Origin of the sequence: Erythrobacter cryptus DSM 12079 (assembly GCF_000422985.1) — a bacterium.
In the GTDB taxonomy this organism is placed as follows: Bacteria; Pseudomonadota; Alphaproteobacteria; order Sphingomonadales; family Sphingomonadaceae; genus Erythrobacter; species Erythrobacter cryptus.
In genome coordinates, this window is the sequence record NZ_AUHC01000010.1 from 74,825 (window position 1) to 91,719 (window position 16,895).

A 16,895-nucleotide genomic window follows, 5' to 3' on the forward strand; every position below is an offset into this window, starting at 1 on the left:
GCAATGACTTACGTCGTCACCGAAGACTGCATCAAGTGCAAGTACACCGACTGCGTGGAAGTGTGCCCGGTCGATTGCTTCTACGAAGGCGAGAACATGCTGGTGATCAACCCCAGCGAATGCATCGATTGCGGGGTGTGCGAGCCGGAATGCCCGGCCGAGGCGATTCTGCCCGACACCGAGGACGGTCTTGAGAAGTGGCTCGAGCTCAACACCAAATATTCGGCGATCTGGCCCAACATCACCAGCCAGAAGGCCCCGCCCCCCGATGCCGATCAGCACAAGGGCGAGAAGGGCAAGTTCGAGAAATATTTCAGCCCCGAGCCGGGCGAGGGCGATTGAGGCGCCCGCGCGCCTGCAGGTCTGCGAGGCTTTGCAGGCACGCGCAATCTGCGACTCGCAATTTTGTTGCAAACCTGCTATAAGCTTTCTTGACCCCGCCGGTCCTTGCAGCCCGGCGCAGGCGAGCGAACCAGAAAGGCCCGACACCAGCAGCCCCCAACCGGATGATCACGCAACCGGCGCCAAGCCTCTGCCAGCCAGGGTCGCGCCGAAGGCCGGGTTGTCCGCTCTCATCCTGCCGGTGAGGCCCAGAGAAAGGAAAGTGCATGGCAAGCACCGCAACCGCATTCTCCGTCGGCGATTACGTGGTTTATCCCAAGCACGGCGTGGGCCGTGTGGTCGAGCTGCAGAGCGAGGAAATCGCCGGGATGCAGCTTGAGCTTTACGTGCTGCGCTTCGAGAAGGAGCGCATGACCTTGCGGGTGCCGGTGAGCAAGGTCGAGGCGATCGGAATGCGCAAGCTGTCTTCCGACAAGACCTTGAAGCAGGCGATGGAGACGCTCAAGGGCAAGCCCAAGATCAAGCGCACCATGTGGTCGCGCCGGGCGCAGGAATACGAGGCCAAGATCAATTCGGGCGATCTCGTCTCGATCGCCGAGGTGACCCGCGACCTGTTCCGCCCCGAGGATCAGCCCGAGCAGTCCTATTCCGAACGCCAGATCTTCGAGGCCGCCTCGAGCCGCCTCGCGCGCGAGCTGGCGGCGATGGAAGACACCGACGAGGCCACCGCGCTCGAGAAGATCCTCCAGGTGCTGCGCGAACACGCCCCGAAATATTACGAGGGCACGCAGGAGGCCTGAGGCCCCCGCAACCCCAAGACGCATCGGATCACGCCATCAGGGCCGCCTCGCAGCGGGGCGGCCCTTTTGCCGTGCCCGCCGCGCCGGCGATGCATAGGGGCGCCGCGCGGGCCTTGTGCGCCGGCGGCAGGTGTCTTATCTCGGCAATACGCCAACCTCCGGGAGAGCCCTTCATGCCCCGCTTCACCCCCCGCCCGCGCCCGCTGCGCCCTGCCCTTGCCGCGCTCGGCGCGCTCGCCCTGCCGCTGGCACTGGCGGCTTGCGAGGGCGCCGATGTCGAGATCAACGGGCAGAAGGGCGTGCCGCTTTCCGAGATCGAACTGGCCGGCCCGCCCCCGGGCGAGGTGGTGCTGGCCTCGGGCGACATGGTGGTGATCAGCCCGGGCGAGCGCCTCGCGATCTCGGTTGAGGGGGCGGGCACCGAGGGGCTGCGCTTCGTGCGCGATGACAAGGTGATCGGGATTTCCCGCGCGGAGGGCTGGAACGAGGGCGGCAAGGCCACGATCCGCATCACCATGCCCCCGCCGCGCACGCTGGTGGTGGCCGGCAGCGGCACGATCAAGACCGCGACGCTGGCGCCGAGCGCCGAGGTCTCGATCGGCGGCAGCGGGATGATCGAATTCGGCACCGTCGCGGCGGACAAGCTCGGCATCAATATCGGCGGGGCGGGCACGGTGCGCGGCGCGGGCAGCGCGCGGCGGCTCGAGATCAATATCGGCGGCAGCGGCGATGTCGAACTGGCCGGGCTCAAGGCCGACAGCGCCGAGGTGACGATCGGCGGCAGCGGCGATGTTGCCTTTGCCTCGGACGGCAAGGTCGAGGCCAACATCGCCGGCTCGGGCGATGTCAAGGTGACGGGCGCGGCCCAGTGCACGGCCGAAACCTTCGGCTCGGGCACGCTCACCTGCACCGGCGCGCTCGGCGGCGCGGCGCCGGCCCCGGCGGCGCTGCCCGCCCCGGCGCCCAAGGCGGGCCAATAGCGATTGCCAGGCGCGCCGGGGCGCGGCAGGATGGCGGCGATGCGCCCCTGCCGGATCGTTCTTGCCGCGCTTGCCGCCATGCTGCTCTCGGGCTGCCTTGCCCGCGCCGCGGTCGATGTGGTGAGCCTGCCGGTCAAGGTGGCAAGCCGCGGGGTCGATCTTGCCACCGAGAGCCAAGCGGAAGCCGACGAGAAGCGCGGGCGGGAAATCCGCAAGCGCGAGGAACGCCTCGGCGCGCTCGAGCGCGGTTACGCGCGGGCGATGGAGCGCTGCGGCGATGGCGATGATGCCGCCTGCGACAAGGCCCAGGCGATCCGCGCCGAGATGAAGGCGCTGAGCGCTGGGGTGCCGCTCGAACCGGACGCAGACTAGGCCGCGGCGCGGCGCAGCCGATCATTGATTGCCCGGCCCAGCCCCACATCGGGCACCGGGGCCACGGCGATGCGCGGCTGCGGGGCCAGCGCGGCGGCATGAAGGCAGGCATAGAGCCGCGCGGCGGCCTCGGTGAGATCGCCGCGGGCCGAAAGCGTCACCGCGCCCGCCACCGGGCCGAAGCCGATCAGGAACTCGTCTGCTTCGGCGCTCCGCGCCCCCAGCCGCACCGGCTTTCCCGGGGCATAGTGGCGCTCGAGCTGGCCCGGCGCCTCGATCGGCGCGCGCGCACCGCTCGCCCGGGCGGCATCGAGCGTGATCGGCCCGGGGCGCAGCTCGGCCAGGCTGCCATCGGCGCGCACCGCGAGGATGGTCGATTCGACCCCGCCGGGGCAGGCCCCGCCATCGAGCACGAGGTCGATCCGCCCATCGAGCGAGGCGAGCACATGCTCGGGGCGCGTGGGGCTGATGAAGCCCGAGCGGTTGGCCGAGGGCGCGGCGAGCGGGAAGGGCACCGCGCCGAGCAGCGCCTGCATCACCGGATGGGCGGGCACGCGCAGCGCCAGCGTGGGAAGGCCGGCGCTCACCGCCGGGGCAACCTCGGCCCCGTCGCGGCGCGGCAGCACCAGCGTCAGCGGCCCGGGCCAATGGGCCTCGGCCAGCGCGCGCGCCGCGGGGGAGAAATGCGCAAGGCGCTCGGCCGCGGCGAGATCGCTGAGGTGCAGGATCAGCGGGTTGAACGAGGGCCTGCCCTTGGCGGCATAGATGCGCGCCACCGCCTCGGCCCGATCGGCCCGCGCAGCAAGGCCATAGACCGTCTCGGTCGGCACCGCCACCAGCCCGCCCAAGTCGAGGATGCGCGCGGCCTCGGCGATCCCCGCTGCGTCCGCCAGCCGCACCTCTGTAACCTTCTTGCCGCTCATGCCCCGGCGCTATATGCGAAAGCCCGCCCTGCCAAGGCCGGGCGCAATTTCCCATCTCAAGGACGCCCCCCAAGTGACCGCCTTTGCCCCGCCCACCGCCGACCAATTGCTCGCCATCCGCGTCAATGCCGGGATCGCGGAATTGGCCCAGCACCAACGCTTCGCCCATGCCGAGCCCGATCTTGTCGAGGCGATCGTCGAGGGCGTGGGCCAGTTTGCTGCCGGAGAGTTCGCCCCGCTCAACCGCATCGGCGATGTCGAGGGCGCGCGGCTCGAGAACGGCGTGGTGCGCTTGCCTGAAGGCTTTGCCGCGGCCTACCGGGCCTATGTCGAACAGGGCTGGAACGCGATCGCCAGCCCCACCGCCTTTGGCGGGCAGGGCCTGCCCTTCACCCTTGCCTGCAACGTGCTCGAAAACCTTGGCGCGGCCAACATGGCCTTCACCCTGCTGCCGATGCTCTCGGTGGGAGCGATCGAGGCGCTCGAACACCATGGCTCGCCCGCGCAGCAGGCGATGTATCTGCCCAACCTCGTCAGCGGCAAGTGGTCGGGGACGATGAACCTCACCGAGCCGGCCGCGGGCAGCGATGTCGGCGCGCTGCGCACCACCGCCACACCGATCGAGACCGGCCCCCATGCCGGCAAGTATCGCATCACCGGGCAGAAGATCTACATCACCTGGGGCGAGCATGAGCTGGCCGAGAACATCATCCACCTGGTGCTCGCCCGCCTGCCCGGCGCGCCCGAAGGCTCGCGCGGCATCTCGCTGTTCGTCGTGCCCAAGTATCACGTCAACGCCGATGGCAGTCTCGGGCCGAAGAACGATCTGCGCTGTGTCAGCCTCGAACACAAGCTCGGCATCAACGCCTCGCCCACCTGCGTGATGAGCTATGGCGACAATGGGGAGTGCATCGGCGAGCTGGTGGGCGCGCCCAACCGGGGCCTTGCGGCGATGTTCACGATGATGAACAACGCCCGCATCAATGTCGGCAACCAGGGGGTGCAGATCGCCGAGCGCGCCACCCAGCAAGCCGCCGCCTATGCCCGCGACCGGGTGCAATCGGCCCGCGCCGGATCGCCCGACAAGACCCCGGTGGCGATCATCGAACACCCCGATGTGCGCCGCATGATCCTCAGGATGAAGGCGCTCACCGAGGGGGTGCGCGCACTGCTCTACTATTGCGCCGGGCAGGTCGATCGCGGCCATCTGGGCGACGAGGCCGCCCGCGCGCGGGCCGAGATCCTCGTGCCGCTGCTCAAGGCCTGGGGCACCGATGTCGGGGTCGAGGTGGCAAGCCTCGGCATCCAGGTGCATGGCGGGATGGGCTATGTCGAGGAGACCGGCGCCGCCCAGCACTGGCGCGATGCGCGCATCGCCCCGATCTATGAAGGCACCAACGGCATTCAGGCGGCCGATCTCGTCACCCGCAAGCTCGCTCTCGAGGGCGGCGCGGCGATCCGCGCGCTGTTCGAGACCATCGCGCGCGAGGCCGCAGGCGCGCCGGCGCTCGCCGCGCTCGCCCGCGATTGCGGCGCGGTGGCGCGCTGGATGCAGGACGAGGCCAGCCTCGATGATCGCCTGGCCGGCAGCGTGCCCTTCTGCACCATGGCCGCGGTGTGCGTGGCGGGCTGGCAATTGCTGCGCCAGGCCGAGGCGGTGGCCGCCGGGGCGGCGCCGGCGCTCGCGGCGACCAAGCCGGTGACCGCGCGCTTCTTCCTCGAACGGATCGTGCCCGAGGCCGCAGGGCTTAGCGCCGGGGCCACCGCCGGGGCCGCCTTGCTCTATGCCCTGCCCAGCGCGGCGCTGGTCGGCTGAGATGAACGACGACGCGCTCGCGCGGATCGCCGCGGCGCTCGAGCGGATCGCCCCGCCGCCACCCGCGCCGGTCGATTGGCGCGCCGCCCCGGCCTATTGGTGGGATGGCACGGGCGCGCGCGCGGTGCCGGTGCTCGACGCCCTGCCGCTCGCGCGGCTGCTTGGGATCGAGGCGCAGAAAGTTGCGCTGCGCGACTTGTGCCAGCGCCTCGCCACCGGCGCGGCGGCGCATGACGTGCTGCTGTGGGGCGCGCGCGGCATGGGCAAATCGGCGCTGGTGCGCGCCTGCGTGGCCGATGTTCAGGCCGCGCACCCGGGCAAGCTGGCGCTGGTGCAGCTCGCCCCCGGCGCGCTGGCAAGCTTCCCCGCGCTGATTGCCGAACTCGCCGCCCAGCCCCGCGCCTTCCTGCTGTTCATCGACGATCTCGGCTTTGGCGCGGATGCGCGGGCCGAAATGCTGGCGCTGCGCAGCCTGCTCGAAGGCGGGGTGATGCCGCGCCCGGCCCATGTGCGCGTGGCGGTGACCGCCAACCGCCGCGGCATCATCGCCCGCGAGGATTGGAGCGCGGCGATGCACGAGCGCGACGAGCGCGACGATGCCTTGGCGCTCGCCGATCGCTTTGGCCTGACGCTCGGCTTCCACCCGGCCGACAAGGACACCTATCTGGCCATCGTCGCCGCCTATGCCGAACCGGCAGGCCTTGCCTTCGCTGCCGAGGAGGCCATGGCCTTCGCGCGTGCGCGCGGCAACCTTTCGGGCCGCACCGCGCTGCAATTCGTCACCGAACTCGCCGGGCGGGCTGGCCGCGCGCTCTAGCGCCCCGCGCCCGCGCGCCGCGCCTTGGCCGCCTGCTGGCGCAGATATTCGGCCTCCCATTCGGCCTTGGGATCGCGCAGCACCGTGGGCTTGAGGGATTCGCCCGCAAGCGGGGCGATTGCCGGGGCGGGCGCGGCCTTGGGATCGATCACCCGCCAGATGATCCCGGCGGTATCGTCGGACACGAGCAGCGCCCCATCACCCGCCCATTCCACCCAGGTCGGCCGCCCGCGGGTGGTGCCATCGCCCTTGAGAAAGCCGGTGAGCACCGGCACCGGCTTGCCGGTGGGATTGCCCAGATCGTCGAAATCGACAAACACCACGTCATAGCCCGCGGGCGGCTTGCGGTTCCACGAGCCGTGGCGGGCGATGAAGGCACCGCTGGCAAAGCGCGCGCCCATGCGGTGGCCGGGGGCGCTGAACACCAGCCCCAGCGCGGCGACATGGGGGCCGAGCGCATATTCGGGCTTGCGCACATATTCCATCAGGAAGCGCGGCATCGGCGCTTCCACCCGGCGGTCGATGTTGGTCTTGTAATAGACCCAGGGCCAGCCATACTGCGCCCCCACCGGCACATTGGTGAGATAATCGGGCACCAGATCGCTGCCGAGCATGTCGCGCTCGTTCACCGTGGTCCACAATTCACCCGTCCAGGGGCTGAAATCGAGGCCATTGGGATTGCGCAGCCCCATGGCAAAGCGGCCCTGGCGGCGTGCGGCCAGATCATATTCCCAGATCATCGCCCGGCCTTCCTCCACCGCCATGCCGTTCTCGCCGATATTGCTGGCCGAGCCGACCGCGACATAGAGCGCGCGGCCATCGGGCGCCATTTCGATGTTGCGCATCCAGTGGTTGGCGCCCGCGGGCAGATCCATCAGCTTGCGCGGCGCGCCGGAGACCTTGTCGCTCCCCAAGTCATAGGGAAAGGCAAGGAGGGCATTGTGGTTGGCGACATAGAGCGTGCCCGCGCGCCAGGCGAGGCCCGAGGGCGAATCGAGGCCCTCGTCGAGGATCACCTTGCGCACTTCGGCCCGGCCATCGCCATCGCCATCGCGCAAGAGCACGATCTGGTTGGGCGATTGGCCGGTGGCCCCGGCCTTGCTCAGCAGCATCCCGGCGATCCAGCCCTTGATCCGCTCCATCAGCCCGGCCTCGCCCCCTTCCACCCGCGGGGCGCGGGTGAGGGCCACCAGCACATCGCCATTGGGCAGGGCATGGAGCACGCGCGGGTGATCGAGCCCCTCGGCAAAGCGCTGCACGGCCAGCCCCGCGGCTGCCTCGGGCGTCTCGTCGGCCTTCCAGCCCACCGGCTCGGCGATCACCACCGTGGGGATGGTCTGCGGATCGGGCTCGGCCAGCACCGGATCGGTGCCCGCCACCTCCTCGAGCGACAGGGCGGCGCTGTCCCCGCGGGTCAGCCACCACAGTCCCGCACCGGCGAGCACCACGAGAAGGCCAAAGGCGATTGCGATTTTGCGCAAAGTGGTCATGGAGGCACGCCATAGGCCCGGGGCAAGGCCCGGGCAATGGGCGAGAGAGCAGGACGCGCAGCCATGTACGATTTCAGGCCTGATCCCGCGCTGGGCACGCCGGCGCTTTACCGCGAGCTCATCGCCGCGGCCGAGGCGCTGACCGCGGACGAACCCGATCCGGTGGCCAACATGGCCAATCTCGCCGCGCTCTTGTGGGAGTTCCTGCCCGATCTCAACTGGGCCGGGTTCTACCGCATGGCCCCGCGGCGCGATGGGGCGGGCGCGGAGCTGGTGCTCGGCCCCTTCATCGGCCGGCCGGCCTGCATCCGCATCGCGCTTGGCAGCGGGGTGTGCGGCACCGCCGCGGCAAGTGGCGCCACCCAGCTCGTGGCCGATGTCCACGCCTTTCCCGGCCACATCGCCTGCGATGCGGCGAGCCGATCGGAACTGGTGGTGCCGGTGCGGCGCGCAGGCCAGGTGGTGGCGGTGATCGATCTCGACAGCCCGCGCCTCGCCCGCTTCACCCCCGAGGATGCCGCCGGGATCGAGGCCCTTGCCGAGGCCATCGCCGCGCGCATCTGAACGCGCACGCCGCGCCCGAACGGCCCGAAACGGGACAGGTGCTGCGCGGCGGCTTGGGCCGCGGCGGCAGGCGGTGTTAAACGCGTTGCTAACCATCTGCCGCTTCGGCGGCGCCACGGGGGATTTGAGACATGCGCCTGCCGCTCCGCCTTCTTGCCAGCCTCGGCGTGGCCCTGCCCGCGCTCGCCCTGCCTACGCTGGCAAAGGCGCAGAATTACAGCGACCTGCCGCCGCTCACCCCGATGGGCGAGGCTGAGATGCAGGCCCTTCCCGCCGACATGCGCAGCGCGCCCCTCCCGGCGCAGGTGGACGAGACCGTGACCGTGGTCGATGGGGTGGAGACCATCACCCGCACCCGCCGCATCGCCGCGCCGCGCCCGGCCGCGACCAGCACGCCCGCCGCGGCGCCCCCCACCGCGGTGCCCCCCACCGCGGCGCCCCATGCCGGCCCTGCCGCTTACCCCGGCGCCCATTATCCGGGCGGCTATGCCCCCGCCTACATGCCCGCCGCCGCCCCGGTGGTGTTCGAGCGCGAGCAGTGGCTCGCCGAATGTCGCCGCCGCACCAAGGGGATGGGGCGCGATGAGACCGGGCTCATCATCGGCGGGCTGCTCGGTGCGATCGCCGGGGGCGTGGCCGGTTACGAGATCGCCGGGGCGGGGGACCGGGTGCTCGGCACCGTGCTCGGCGCCGGCGGCGGCGGGCTGATCGGCGGACTGCTCGGCAGCCTGTTCGATCGCAACGACAAGCGCCGCTATGACTGCGAGGCGGCGCTCGATGCCTATCTCTCGCAGCCAACTGCGCGCATCGCCAGCCGCGAGATCGCCTATCCGGCCTATGGCGCCTATCCCGCCTATGCCTATGGCTATGCGCCGGCCTATGCGCCGGCCTACACCTATGCCTATGCCCCGCCGCCGCAGATGGTGCTGGTGCCGGTGCGCAGCGAGGTGCCGCAGCAGGTGGTGGTGCGTGAAAACATCCGCGAGGAGACCTATGCCGTGCCCGGCGCGGCGCGCGAAATCCCCGCCCCACCGCCCTCGCCCAAGATGATCAAGCTGCGCCGCGGGCGCTGAGGCCGCGGGCGAACAACAGATAGCCGCCGGGCGGGCTGCGCCACCGGCGCGCCTTGGCGCTGCCCTCACCCGCCAAACCAAGGCGGAAAGGCGCGCTCAGATTTCTCCGCCGGTGAGGCGCTGGCACACCAGATCGAGCTGATCGAGCGTGGTGTAGCGGATCGTGACGGTGCCCTTGCGCGGATCGGCCTCGGGCTTGATCTTGACCGTAAGGCCCAGAAACTCCTCGAGATGCTGCTGCACCGCACGGATATCGGCATTCTCGCCGGTGGCGGCGGCCGCGTCCGGCGCCGCGGTCTCGCCCCGCGGGGCGGCGCCCTTGCGCGCCAGGGTCTCGACATCGCGCACCGACAGCCCCTCGGCCACCGCGATCTCGGCGAGCGCGAGGGCATCGCCGTGGCCGATCAGCGCGCGGGCATGGCCCATCGAGAGCTTGCCCTGCTCGATGAGGTCGAGCACCTGGCCCGGCAGGCTCATCAGCCGCATCATGTTGGCCACGTGGCTGCGCGATTTTTCGACCAGCTTGGCGATATCGACCTGGAGCATCCCCTCCTCCTCGGAGAGGCGGTGATAGGCGCGCGCTTCCTCGACCGGATTGAGATCCTCGCGCTGGAGGTTCTCGATCAGCGCGAGCGCCATCACCTCGCGGTCAGACAGGTCGCGCACCAGCGCCGGGATCTCGTGCAGCCGCGCCTTCTGCGCCGCGCGCCAGCGGCGCTCCCCGGCGACCAGCTGATACCCCTCGCCATCGGGGTGCGGGCGCACGATGATCGGCTGGATCACCCCGCGCGCGGCGATCGAGGCCGCAAGTTCCTCGAGCGCGGCCTCGTCGAAATGCTTGCGCGGGTTGCCGGGGAGCGGACGGATGCTGGCAAGCGGCAGCATCCGCAAGGGCGAGGAGGGCACGGCCGCGCCCGCCTCGGCCCCGGCTGCCGGCGCCGCCGCCGCATCGGCGCGCACCAGCGGCTCCTCGCGCCGGGTCTCGCCGAGGAGCGCCCCCAGCCCCTTGCCAAGGCGCCGCGGCCGCTCTGCCGATGCGCGGGAAACCGCAGGATTATCAGTCATTTGGTTGGTGCTTTCGGTCATGCGGCCTGTCTTTCGGCGGGAAATCTTCCAATGAGTTCGCGCGCCAGCGCCATATAGGCGCGGCTGCCGCTGCAATGCTGGTCATAGACCAGCGCCGGCAGCCCATGGCTCGGCGCCTCGGACAGGCGCACATTGCGCGGGATCACGGTCTCGAACACCAGCTTGCCGAGGCATTCGCGCACGTCCTCGGAGACCTGGTCGGTCAGGCGGTTGCGCCGGTCGTGCATGGTCAGCGCCACCCCGATGATGCCGAGATCGGGGTTGAAGCGCTGCTGCACCTGATCGACCGTCTGGAGCAGCTGCGAGAGGCCCTCGAGCGCGAAGAACTCGCATTGCAGCGGCACCAGCAGCGTGTTGGCCGCGCACAGGGCGTTGAGGGTGAGCAGGCCCAGCGAGGGCGGGCAATCGATGAAGCACAGCTCGTGCCCCGAATGGCCGGCAAGCGCCCGGGCCAGGCGATGGGTGCGCCCCTCGAGCGCGACCAGCTCGACCTCGGCGCCTGAAAGATCGACCGTGGCGGGCACGATCTCGAGCCGGGGGATGCTGGTGGGCACGATCGCGCTCGCCAGCGGCACCTCGTCGACCAGAAGATCATAGCTCGAGACCGCGCGCGCGGCGTTGCCGATGCCCAGCCCGGTCGAGGCATTGCCCTGCGGGTCCATGTCGATCAGCAGGGTGCGCCACCCGGTCGCCGCCATGGCGGTGGCGATGTTGATCGCGGTGGTGGTCTTGCCCACCCCGCCCTTCTGGTTGGCAATGGCGATGGTCAGCATGGGTTTCGTCCGTCCTTCCCCGGCGCCGCTGCGCCCATCAGACCCTCACGATGATCCCGGCCTCGGGATCGGTCAAGGAATGTTTCACGTGAAACATTGCCCGAATCGCAGGATCAAGCCCTGCCAGTTCCTGCGCTGCCGAGCGGCCCTTGGGCAACAGATAGGCGGTCTGGTCTGTGGAGAAGGGTGCGGATAGCGCGAGGAGACGCGCCAGCGGCGCAAAGGCGCGTGCCGAAATGGCGCGGGCAGCAAAGGGGGGCACGCGCTCGAGCCGGCGCCCCTCCACCTGGCAATGCGGCAGATCGAGCGCCGCCACGGCCTCGCGCAGAAAGGCGGCGCGCAGCGCGCGCGCCTCGACCAGCACCACCGGCATCTGCGGGCACAGCGCGGCGATGACGAGGCCGGGAAAGCCCGGCCCGCTGCCGAGATCGAGCCACGGCCCGCCCGCCTCTGCCGCCAATGTTTCACGTGAAACATGGGTGATGAGCTGGGCGGAATCGGCGATGTGGCGCTGCCAGATCCGTTCCTCGCTGGCGCGGGCGATGAGGTTCTGCCGGCGGTTCTCGGCGAGCACCAGCGCAGCGAGCCGCTCGAGCCGGGCCATGCCCGCGGCATCGGCAAGCCCTGCGACAAAGGCGCGCGCCGCCGCTTCGCTGTCGATCATGCCGCGGGGCTCGCAGCCAGGCGCCGCGCGTGCACCAGCAGCGCCGCCAGCGCCGCCGGGGTCACCCCCGGCACCCTTCCCGCCGCGGCGAGACTGGTGGGCGCGGCGCGGGTGAGCCGCTCGACCATCTCGTTCGAGAGGCCCGGCACCGCGGCATAGGGAAAGTCGGGCGGCAGCGGCAGGGCCTCGCTCGCGCGCAGTTCCTTAAGCTCGGCCTCCTGCCGGGCAAGATAGGGGGCATAGGCGGCATCCTCGGCCAACTCCTCGGCAAGCTGGGGATCGCGCGCGGCAAGATCGCCGAGCCAGGGGCCGAGCGCCGCGGGCGTCACCCCGTCGAAGCGCAGCCATTCGGCGATGGTCTTGACCCCATGGTCGCGGCGCACCGGCAGGCCGAGATCGGCGAGTTCGCGCGCGTGGATTCGCTCGGAATGTTTCACGTGAAACATTGCCCGCAATGCCTCGCGCCGCTCCCACCAGGCGCGCCGCTCGGCCCCGATGCACGCGGCGGCGATCCCCAGCGGGGTGAGGCGCGTGGCGGCATTGTTGGCGCGCAGGCGCAGGCGATATTCCGCCCGGGCGGTGAGCATGCGGTAAGGCTCGGAGACCCCTTGCAGGGTGAGATCGTCGATCATCACCGCGATGTAGGAATTGGCGCGGTCGAGCACCGGGGCAGCCTTGCCCAGCGCCGAAGCCGCGGCCTCGAGCCCGGCCACCAACCCTTGCGCCGCGGCTTCCTCATAGCCGGTGGTGCCGTTGATCTGCCCGGCGCAATAGAGCCCGGGGATCGCCCGCAGCTGCAGATCGCGGCCCAGCGCGCGCGGATCAATATGGTCATATTCGACCGCATAGCCCGGCTGCACGATCACCGCCCGCGCGCAGCCCGGCATGGTGCGCACCACGATCTCCTGGACATCGGTGGGCAGCGAAGTGCTGATGCCATTGGGATAGACAAGGTGCGTATCCAGCCCCTCGGGCTCGAGGAAGACCTGGTGGCCATCGCGGTCGCCAAAGCGGTGGATCTTGTCCTCGATCGAGGGGCAATAGCGCGGCCCCGCCGCCGCGATCGCGCCCGAGAACAGCGGCGAGCGGTGGAGATTGGCGCGGATCGCCTCGTGCCCGGCGGCACTGGTGCGGGTGATGGCACAGAACACCTGCGGGTTCATGCGCCGCGGCGTGAGCGGCGACATGGTCCAGCCCTCGCCATCGGAGGGCTGCTCCTCGAGCACGGCCCAATCGATGCTGCGGCCATCGAGCCGCGGCGGGGTCCCGGTCTTGAGCCGGGCCATGGGCAGATCGGCATCGCGCAGCTGGGCGGCGAGGCGCTTGGCGGCATTCTCGCCGATGCGCCCGCCCTCGAAGCGTTCCTCGCCGCGGAACATCACCCCGCCAAGGAAGGTGCCGGTGCACAGCACCACATGTTTCACGTGAAACATCGTGCCATCGGCAAGTTCGAGCCCGGCCACGCGCCCGCCCTTGAGCACCAGCGCCGCGGCCTCGCCCGCCACCAGCGTGAGGCCCTCCTGCGCGTGCACCGCCGCCTGCACCGCGGCCTTGAAGCGCCTGCGATCGGCCTGCACCCGCGGGCCCCACACCGCGCTGCCCTTGGAGCGGTTGAGCATGCGGTAGTGGATCGCCCCGGCATCGGCAGCGCGCGCGATCACCCCGTCGAGCGCATCAACCTCGCGCACGAGGTGGCCCTTGCCCAGCCCGCCGATCGCGGGATTGCAGCTCATCGCCCCGATCGCGGCAAGATCGAAGCTGACGAGCGCGGTGCGCGCGCCCATGCGCGCCGCGGCGCAGGCGGCCTCAACCCCGGCGTGCCCACCGCCGACAACGATAACATCGAAGCTGTGCATGGGGCCGCGAGATAGGGCGCGCCGGCGCGCGCGTCAAAGGCGATTCGCCTGGGGGGGCTGCACCCGGGTATGGCGGCAATGTTTCACGTGAAACATTAACGGCAGCCCGAACTCATGTTCGCGGCAAGGCAACAAGCATTGGCGCCGCCGGGGGCGCGCCTATTTGCCGATGCAGAAGCGGCCGAACAGCGCGTCGAGCATGTCCTCGGTGGTGGCGCGGCCGACCAGCCGATCGAAGGCGAGCCGGGCGCAGCGCAGCTCCTCGGCGATCAGCAGCGGATCGGCAAGGCGCTGCGCCGCCGCCAGGGCCGCGGCCGCTTCGCCGAGCCGCGCGTGCTGGCGGGCGTTGAGCGCGGCCTCGCCCGGCTTGGGCAGCGCCGCGCGCGCCGCTTCGACCAGCGCCTGCTTGAGCGCTTCCAGCCCTTCGCCGCTTGCCGCCGAAACCGTAACCCGGGCGGCGCGCTTGGGGGCAAAATCGGGCCGATCGGCCTGCGCGGCGATCTCCCAGGCGCCGGGCGGGCCCTCGCCTTCCGGTCCCAGCCACAGCACCACATCAGCGCGCGCCAGCGCCGCGCGGGCGCGGGCGATCCCGATCGCCTCGATTGCATCGGCCTCCTCGGTGGCGCGCAGCCCGGCGGTGTCGATGAAGGTAAAGGGCACCCCGGCGATGGCCACGCTGCGCTCGAGCACGTCGCGGGTGGTGCCGGCAATCGGCGAAGTGATCGCCGCCTCGCTCTCGATGAGGGCATTGAACAGGGTGGACTTGCCGGCATTGGGCGGCCCGGCGAGCGCGACGCGAAAGCCCTCGCCCAGCCGCTCGGCGCGCGGGCGGGCCAGCCAGGCAGCGATCTCGCCTTCGAGCGCGGCAATGTTCCACGTGAAACATTGCGGCAGATCGGCGGCGTCCTCCTCGTCGGAAAAGTCGAGCACCGCCTCGATCTCGGCCGAGAGCGCGAGCAGGCGGGTGCGCCAGTCCTCGACCGCGCGCGACAGCGCCCCCCCGGCCATGGCGAGCGCCGCGGCGCGGGCCAGCTCGGTCTCGGCAGCGAGGAGATCGGCAAGCCCTTCGGCCTCGGCAAGATCAATCCGCCCATTGGCAAAGGCGCGGCGGGTGAACGCGCCCGGCTCGGCCCGACGCAGGCCCGGCACCGCGGCGAGCGCCGCCTCGATCGCCGCGATCACCGCACGCCCGCCGTGGCAATGGATTTCGGCCATGTCCTCGCCGGTGGCGCTGCCCGGCCCGGGCAGCCACAGCACCAGCGCCTGATCGAGCAGCGCGCCTGCCGCGTCATGAAGGCGCCGCAGCACCGCCCGGCGCGGCGGTGGCAGCGGCCCGGCGAGCGCCGCCAGCGCCGTGCCTGCCGCGGGGCCGGAGATGCGGATCACCCCCACGCCCGCGGGCGGCGCCCCGCTCGAGAGCGCGAAGATCGTCCCGCTCATGGTTGAGGCCCCCGGCTCAATCGCCGCTGCGGCCCCCGTCGCCGGCGCGCTGGGCCGCCTTCATCGAGCCTTCGACAAAGCTCTGGAACAGCTTCAGCCCGATCTGTCCCATGGGCGCGAGCGCCTCGGCATAGGGGCGCAGCTGTTCGGGGCTGGTGGCGCCCTGCATCGCCTTGGTGATGGTCTCGACATAGGCGCTGTTGGCGGCGCTGACATCGGGCAGACCGAGGAAGCTGCGCGCTTCTTCCGGGGTGCAATCGACTTCGATGGTGATCTTCATGGGGCCGGCCTCCTTCGCGCCTTGCGCGCGGGCTTCATTTGCGCTTGGCAGGCGCGCAAGGCAAGCGATAGAGCCTTGGCCCGCGCCAACAATCGAGGAGAGATTGCATGAGCCTCAACGAAACCATCCCCACGCTCGAAGGCGATGCCAGCTTCGGCGCCTATCTCGCCCGGCCCGAGGGCACGCCGCGCGCGGCGATCATCGTCATTCAGGAGATCTTCGGGGTCAATCCCGGCATCCGCCGCAAGTGCGACAAGCTCGCCGCCGAGGGCTATCTCGCGCTCGCGCCCGATCTGTTCTGGCGGCTCCAGCCGGGTTTCGAGGCCGATCCCGATATCGAAAGCGAGTTCCAGACCGCGCTCGAGATGATGGGCCGCTTCGACCAGGATCTCGCCATCCGCGATATCGAGGCCTGCATCCACCATATCCGCCGCACGCTCGGCATCGCCAAGGTCGGCTGCGTCGGCTATTGCCTCGGCGGGAGGCTCGCCTTCCTCGCCGCGGCGCGCACCGATATTGATGCGAGCGTGGGCTATTACGGCGTCGGCATTGACGGGCTGCTGGGCGAAAAGCACGCCATCGCCAATCCGCTGATGCTGCACATCCCCACCGCCGATGGCTTTGTTCCACGTGAAACACAGGCGGCGATGCACGCCGGGCTCGACGATCACCCCAAGGTGACGCTTTATGACTACGAGGGGCTCGATCACGGCTTTGCCACCGAGATGGGCAAGCGCCGGGTCGAGGAGGCGGCCCAGCTTGCCGACCGCCGCACCGCGGCCTTCTTCGCCGAGCATTTGGGATGAGCCGGGCGAACCTGGCGCGCTGGCACGCCTATATGGACGGCGGGTGCGATCCCGCCGTCCTTGCCGGTCTGCTGGCTGAAGACGCGGTGTTTCACTCCCCGGTGGTGCACACCCCGCAGGCGGGAAAGGCACTGGTGATGGCCTATCTCCTCGCCGCCGCCAAAGTGCTGGGCAACGAGAGCTTCCGCTATGTCCGCGAGCTGGTGGACGGAAACGAGGCGATGCTCGAATTCGTCGCCGAGGTGGATGGCATCACCATCAACGGGGTTGATATCATTCGCTGGAACGAAGATGGAACAATCAGCGATTTCAAGGTGATGGTGCGGCCCTTGAAGGCCATCAACAAGGTCTGGGAGATGATGGCGGCGACGCTCGCCGCCACGCGCGCCTAGTTCAGCACCGCGAAATTGACGATCATCTTGCGCACCTCCGGATCAAGCCCTGCCGGCAGGTCGCGCTCGAGCATCTCGCGGCGGTTCTCGATGCTCTCGGCGATCAGCACCCGCTTCATCGCCCAGCCCGGGCAGGCGCGCGCGGCGATCGCGCGCTTGTCGAGCACCGAGACGCCGGCATGGCGCGGATCGGCGGTGATGACCTCCATCAGCGCGGCGACCTCGGCCTCCTCGCCCTCGAGCAGCTGGAGGAAATTGCGCCCGTTGAACAGCAGCAGCCCGGTGATCCCGCGCGCCGGGTTGTTGCGCGCGCTGGTGGCAAGGATCGCGTCCACCTCCTCGCGCAGCAAGGTCGGCGCGGTGCTGATATAGAGATACTGGCTGAGCACTGTTCCCGTCCGTCACTTCCGCCCCGATCCCC

Annotated in this window: 19 protein-coding genes; 10 read left to right on the plus strand and 9 right to left on the minus strand. The window is 70.4% G+C overall.

Annotated elements, in window-relative coordinates:
• Nucleotides 1–3: 3 nt before the first annotated feature.
• The 4 genes from fdxA to G524_RS0107960 all read left to right on the plus strand — a co-directional run bounded on the left by fdxA (nt 4) and on the right by G524_RS0107960 (nt 2,494).
• On the plus strand, nt 4–342 hold the full coding sequence (fdxA, locus tag G524_RS0107945; RefSeq protein ID WP_027443242.1) for a ferredoxin FdxA: 339 nt from the start codon (nt 4–6) through the stop codon (nt 340–342).
• 266 nt (nt 343–608) lie between these two features.
• Complete coding sequence (locus G524_RS0107950) at nt 609–1,142, plus strand: CarD family transcriptional regulator (RefSeq protein ID WP_027443243.1); 534 nt, start codon at nt 609–611, stop codon at nt 1,140–1,142.
• A gap of 173 nt (nt 1,143–1,315) precedes the next feature.
• Nucleotides 1,316–2,122, plus strand: a complete 807-nt coding sequence (locus G524_RS15305; protein ID WP_051220987.1) for a GIN domain-containing protein — start codon at nt 1,316–1,318, stop codon at nt 2,120–2,122.
• A gap of 39 nt (nt 2,123–2,161) precedes the next feature.
• Nucleotides 2,162–2,494, plus strand: a complete 333-nt coding sequence (locus G524_RS0107960; protein WP_036857654.1) for a hypothetical protein — start codon at nt 2,162–2,164, stop codon at nt 2,492–2,494.
• Here G524_RS0107960 and G524_RS0107965 read toward each other — a convergent pair.
• Nucleotides 2,491–3,417 carry an L-threonylcarbamoyladenylate synthase gene (locus tag G524_RS0107965; RefSeq protein ID WP_027443245.1) on the minus strand — a complete coding sequence of 309 codons (927 nt, stop codon included), beginning with the start codon at nt 3,415–3,417 and terminating at the stop codon, nt 2,491–2,493. The genes G524_RS0107960 and G524_RS0107965 overlap by 4 nt on opposite strands.
• Before the next feature lie 73 nt (nt 3,418–3,490).
• Between G524_RS0107965 and G524_RS0107975 the strand changes: the two genes are divergently transcribed.
• Nucleotides 3,491–5,233 carry an acyl-CoA dehydrogenase family protein gene (locus G524_RS0107975; RefSeq protein WP_027443246.1) on the plus strand — a complete coding sequence of 581 codons (1,743 nt, stop codon included), beginning with the start codon at nt 3,491–3,493 and terminating at the stop codon, nt 5,231–5,233.
• Nucleotide 5,234: 1 nt separating this feature from the next.
• Nucleotides 5,235–6,050, plus strand: coding sequence for a DUF815 domain-containing protein (locus tag G524_RS0107980; RefSeq protein WP_027443247.1), 816 nt, complete (start codon nt 5,235–5,237; stop codon nt 6,048–6,050).
• Here G524_RS0107980 and G524_RS15310 read toward each other — a convergent pair.
• Nucleotides 6,047–7,540 carry a PQQ-dependent sugar dehydrogenase gene (locus G524_RS15310; RefSeq protein ID WP_036857637.1) on the minus strand — a complete coding sequence of 498 codons (1,494 nt, stop codon included), beginning with the start codon at nt 7,538–7,540 and terminating at the stop codon, nt 6,047–6,049. The genes G524_RS0107980 and G524_RS15310 overlap by 4 nt on opposite strands.
• A gap of 63 nt (nt 7,541–7,603) precedes the next feature.
• Between G524_RS15310 and G524_RS0107990 the strand changes: the two genes are divergently transcribed.
• A complete protein-coding gene (locus tag G524_RS0107990) occupies nt 7,604–8,104 on the plus strand; it encodes a GAF domain-containing protein (protein ID WP_027443304.1) in 501 nt (166 codons plus the stop codon).
• 131 nt (nt 8,105–8,235) lie between these two features.
• Entirely contained in the window at nt 8,236–9,177 is a 942-nt protein-coding gene (locus G524_RS17200; RefSeq protein ID WP_051220989.1) for a glycine zipper 2TM domain-containing protein, read from the plus strand.
• Between the two features lie 96 nt (nt 9,178–9,273).
• Here the strand turns inward: G524_RS17200 and G524_RS0108005 are convergent, their stop codons facing one another.
• The 6 genes from G524_RS0108005 to G524_RS0108030 all read right to left on the minus strand — a co-directional run bounded on the left by G524_RS0108005 (nt 9,274) and on the right by G524_RS0108030 (nt 15,276).
• The gene (locus G524_RS0108005; protein WP_027443248.1) at nt 9,274–10,242 is read right to left on the minus strand and encodes a ParB/RepB/Spo0J family partition protein; all 969 of its coding nucleotides are present in this window, start codon (nt 10,240–10,242) and stop codon (nt 9,274–9,276) included.
• A gap of 17 nt (nt 10,243–10,259) precedes the next feature.
• Nucleotides 10,260–11,036: a ParA family protein gene (locus G524_RS0108010; protein WP_027443249.1), complete on the minus strand. Its 777-nt coding sequence runs from the start codon at nt 11,034–11,036 to the stop codon at nt 10,260–10,262.
• Nucleotides 11,037–11,073: 37 nt separating this feature from the next.
• Nucleotides 11,074–11,700 carry a 16S rRNA (guanine(527)-N(7))-methyltransferase RsmG gene (rsmG, locus tag G524_RS0108015; RefSeq protein ID WP_027443250.1) on the minus strand — a complete coding sequence of 209 codons (627 nt, stop codon included), beginning with the start codon at nt 11,698–11,700 and terminating at the stop codon, nt 11,074–11,076.
• On the minus strand, nt 11,697–13,556 hold the full coding sequence (gene mnmG, locus G524_RS0108020; RefSeq protein WP_027443251.1) for a tRNA uridine-5-carboxymethylaminomethyl(34) synthesis enzyme MnmG: 1,860 nt from the start codon (nt 13,554–13,556) through the stop codon (nt 11,697–11,699). The genes rsmG and mnmG overlap by 4 nt, the downstream gene beginning before the upstream one ends.
• 159 nt (nt 13,557–13,715) lie before the next feature.
• Nucleotides 13,716–14,996 (minus strand): tRNA uridine-5-carboxymethylaminomethyl(34) synthesis GTPase MnmE, encoded by a 1,281-nt coding sequence (gene mnmE / locus G524_RS0108025; RefSeq protein WP_027443252.1) that lies wholly within the window; start codon nt 14,994–14,996, stop codon nt 13,716–13,718.
• 16 nt (nt 14,997–15,012) lie between these two features.
• Nucleotides 15,013–15,276: a DUF6489 family protein gene (locus tag G524_RS0108030; protein WP_027443253.1), complete on the minus strand. Its 264-nt coding sequence runs from the start codon at nt 15,274–15,276 to the stop codon at nt 15,013–15,015.
• 107 nt (nt 15,277–15,383) lie between these two features.
• On the opposite strand from G524_RS0108030, the gene G524_RS0108035 reads away from it, so the two are divergent.
• Together G524_RS0108035 and G524_RS0108040 are read left to right on the plus strand one after the other, a co-directional pair.
• Entirely contained in the window at nt 15,384–16,082 is a 699-nt protein-coding gene (locus tag G524_RS0108035; protein ID WP_027443254.1) for a dienelactone hydrolase family protein, read from the plus strand.
• The gene (locus G524_RS0108040) at nt 16,079–16,474 is read left to right on the plus strand and encodes a nuclear transport factor 2 family protein (protein ID WP_027443255.1); all 396 of its coding nucleotides are present in this window, start codon (nt 16,079–16,081) and stop codon (nt 16,472–16,474) included. Before G524_RS0108035 ends, G524_RS0108040 begins: the two co-directional genes overlap by 4 nt.
• Here the strand turns inward: G524_RS0108040 and G524_RS15320 are convergent.
• Nucleotides 16,471–16,863 (minus strand): BLUF domain-containing protein, encoded by a 393-nt coding sequence (locus G524_RS15320; protein ID WP_051220990.1) that lies wholly within the window; start codon nt 16,861–16,863, stop codon nt 16,471–16,473. The genes G524_RS0108040 and G524_RS15320 overlap by 4 nt on opposite strands.
• Between the last annotated feature and the right edge of the window lie 32 nt (nt 16,864–16,895).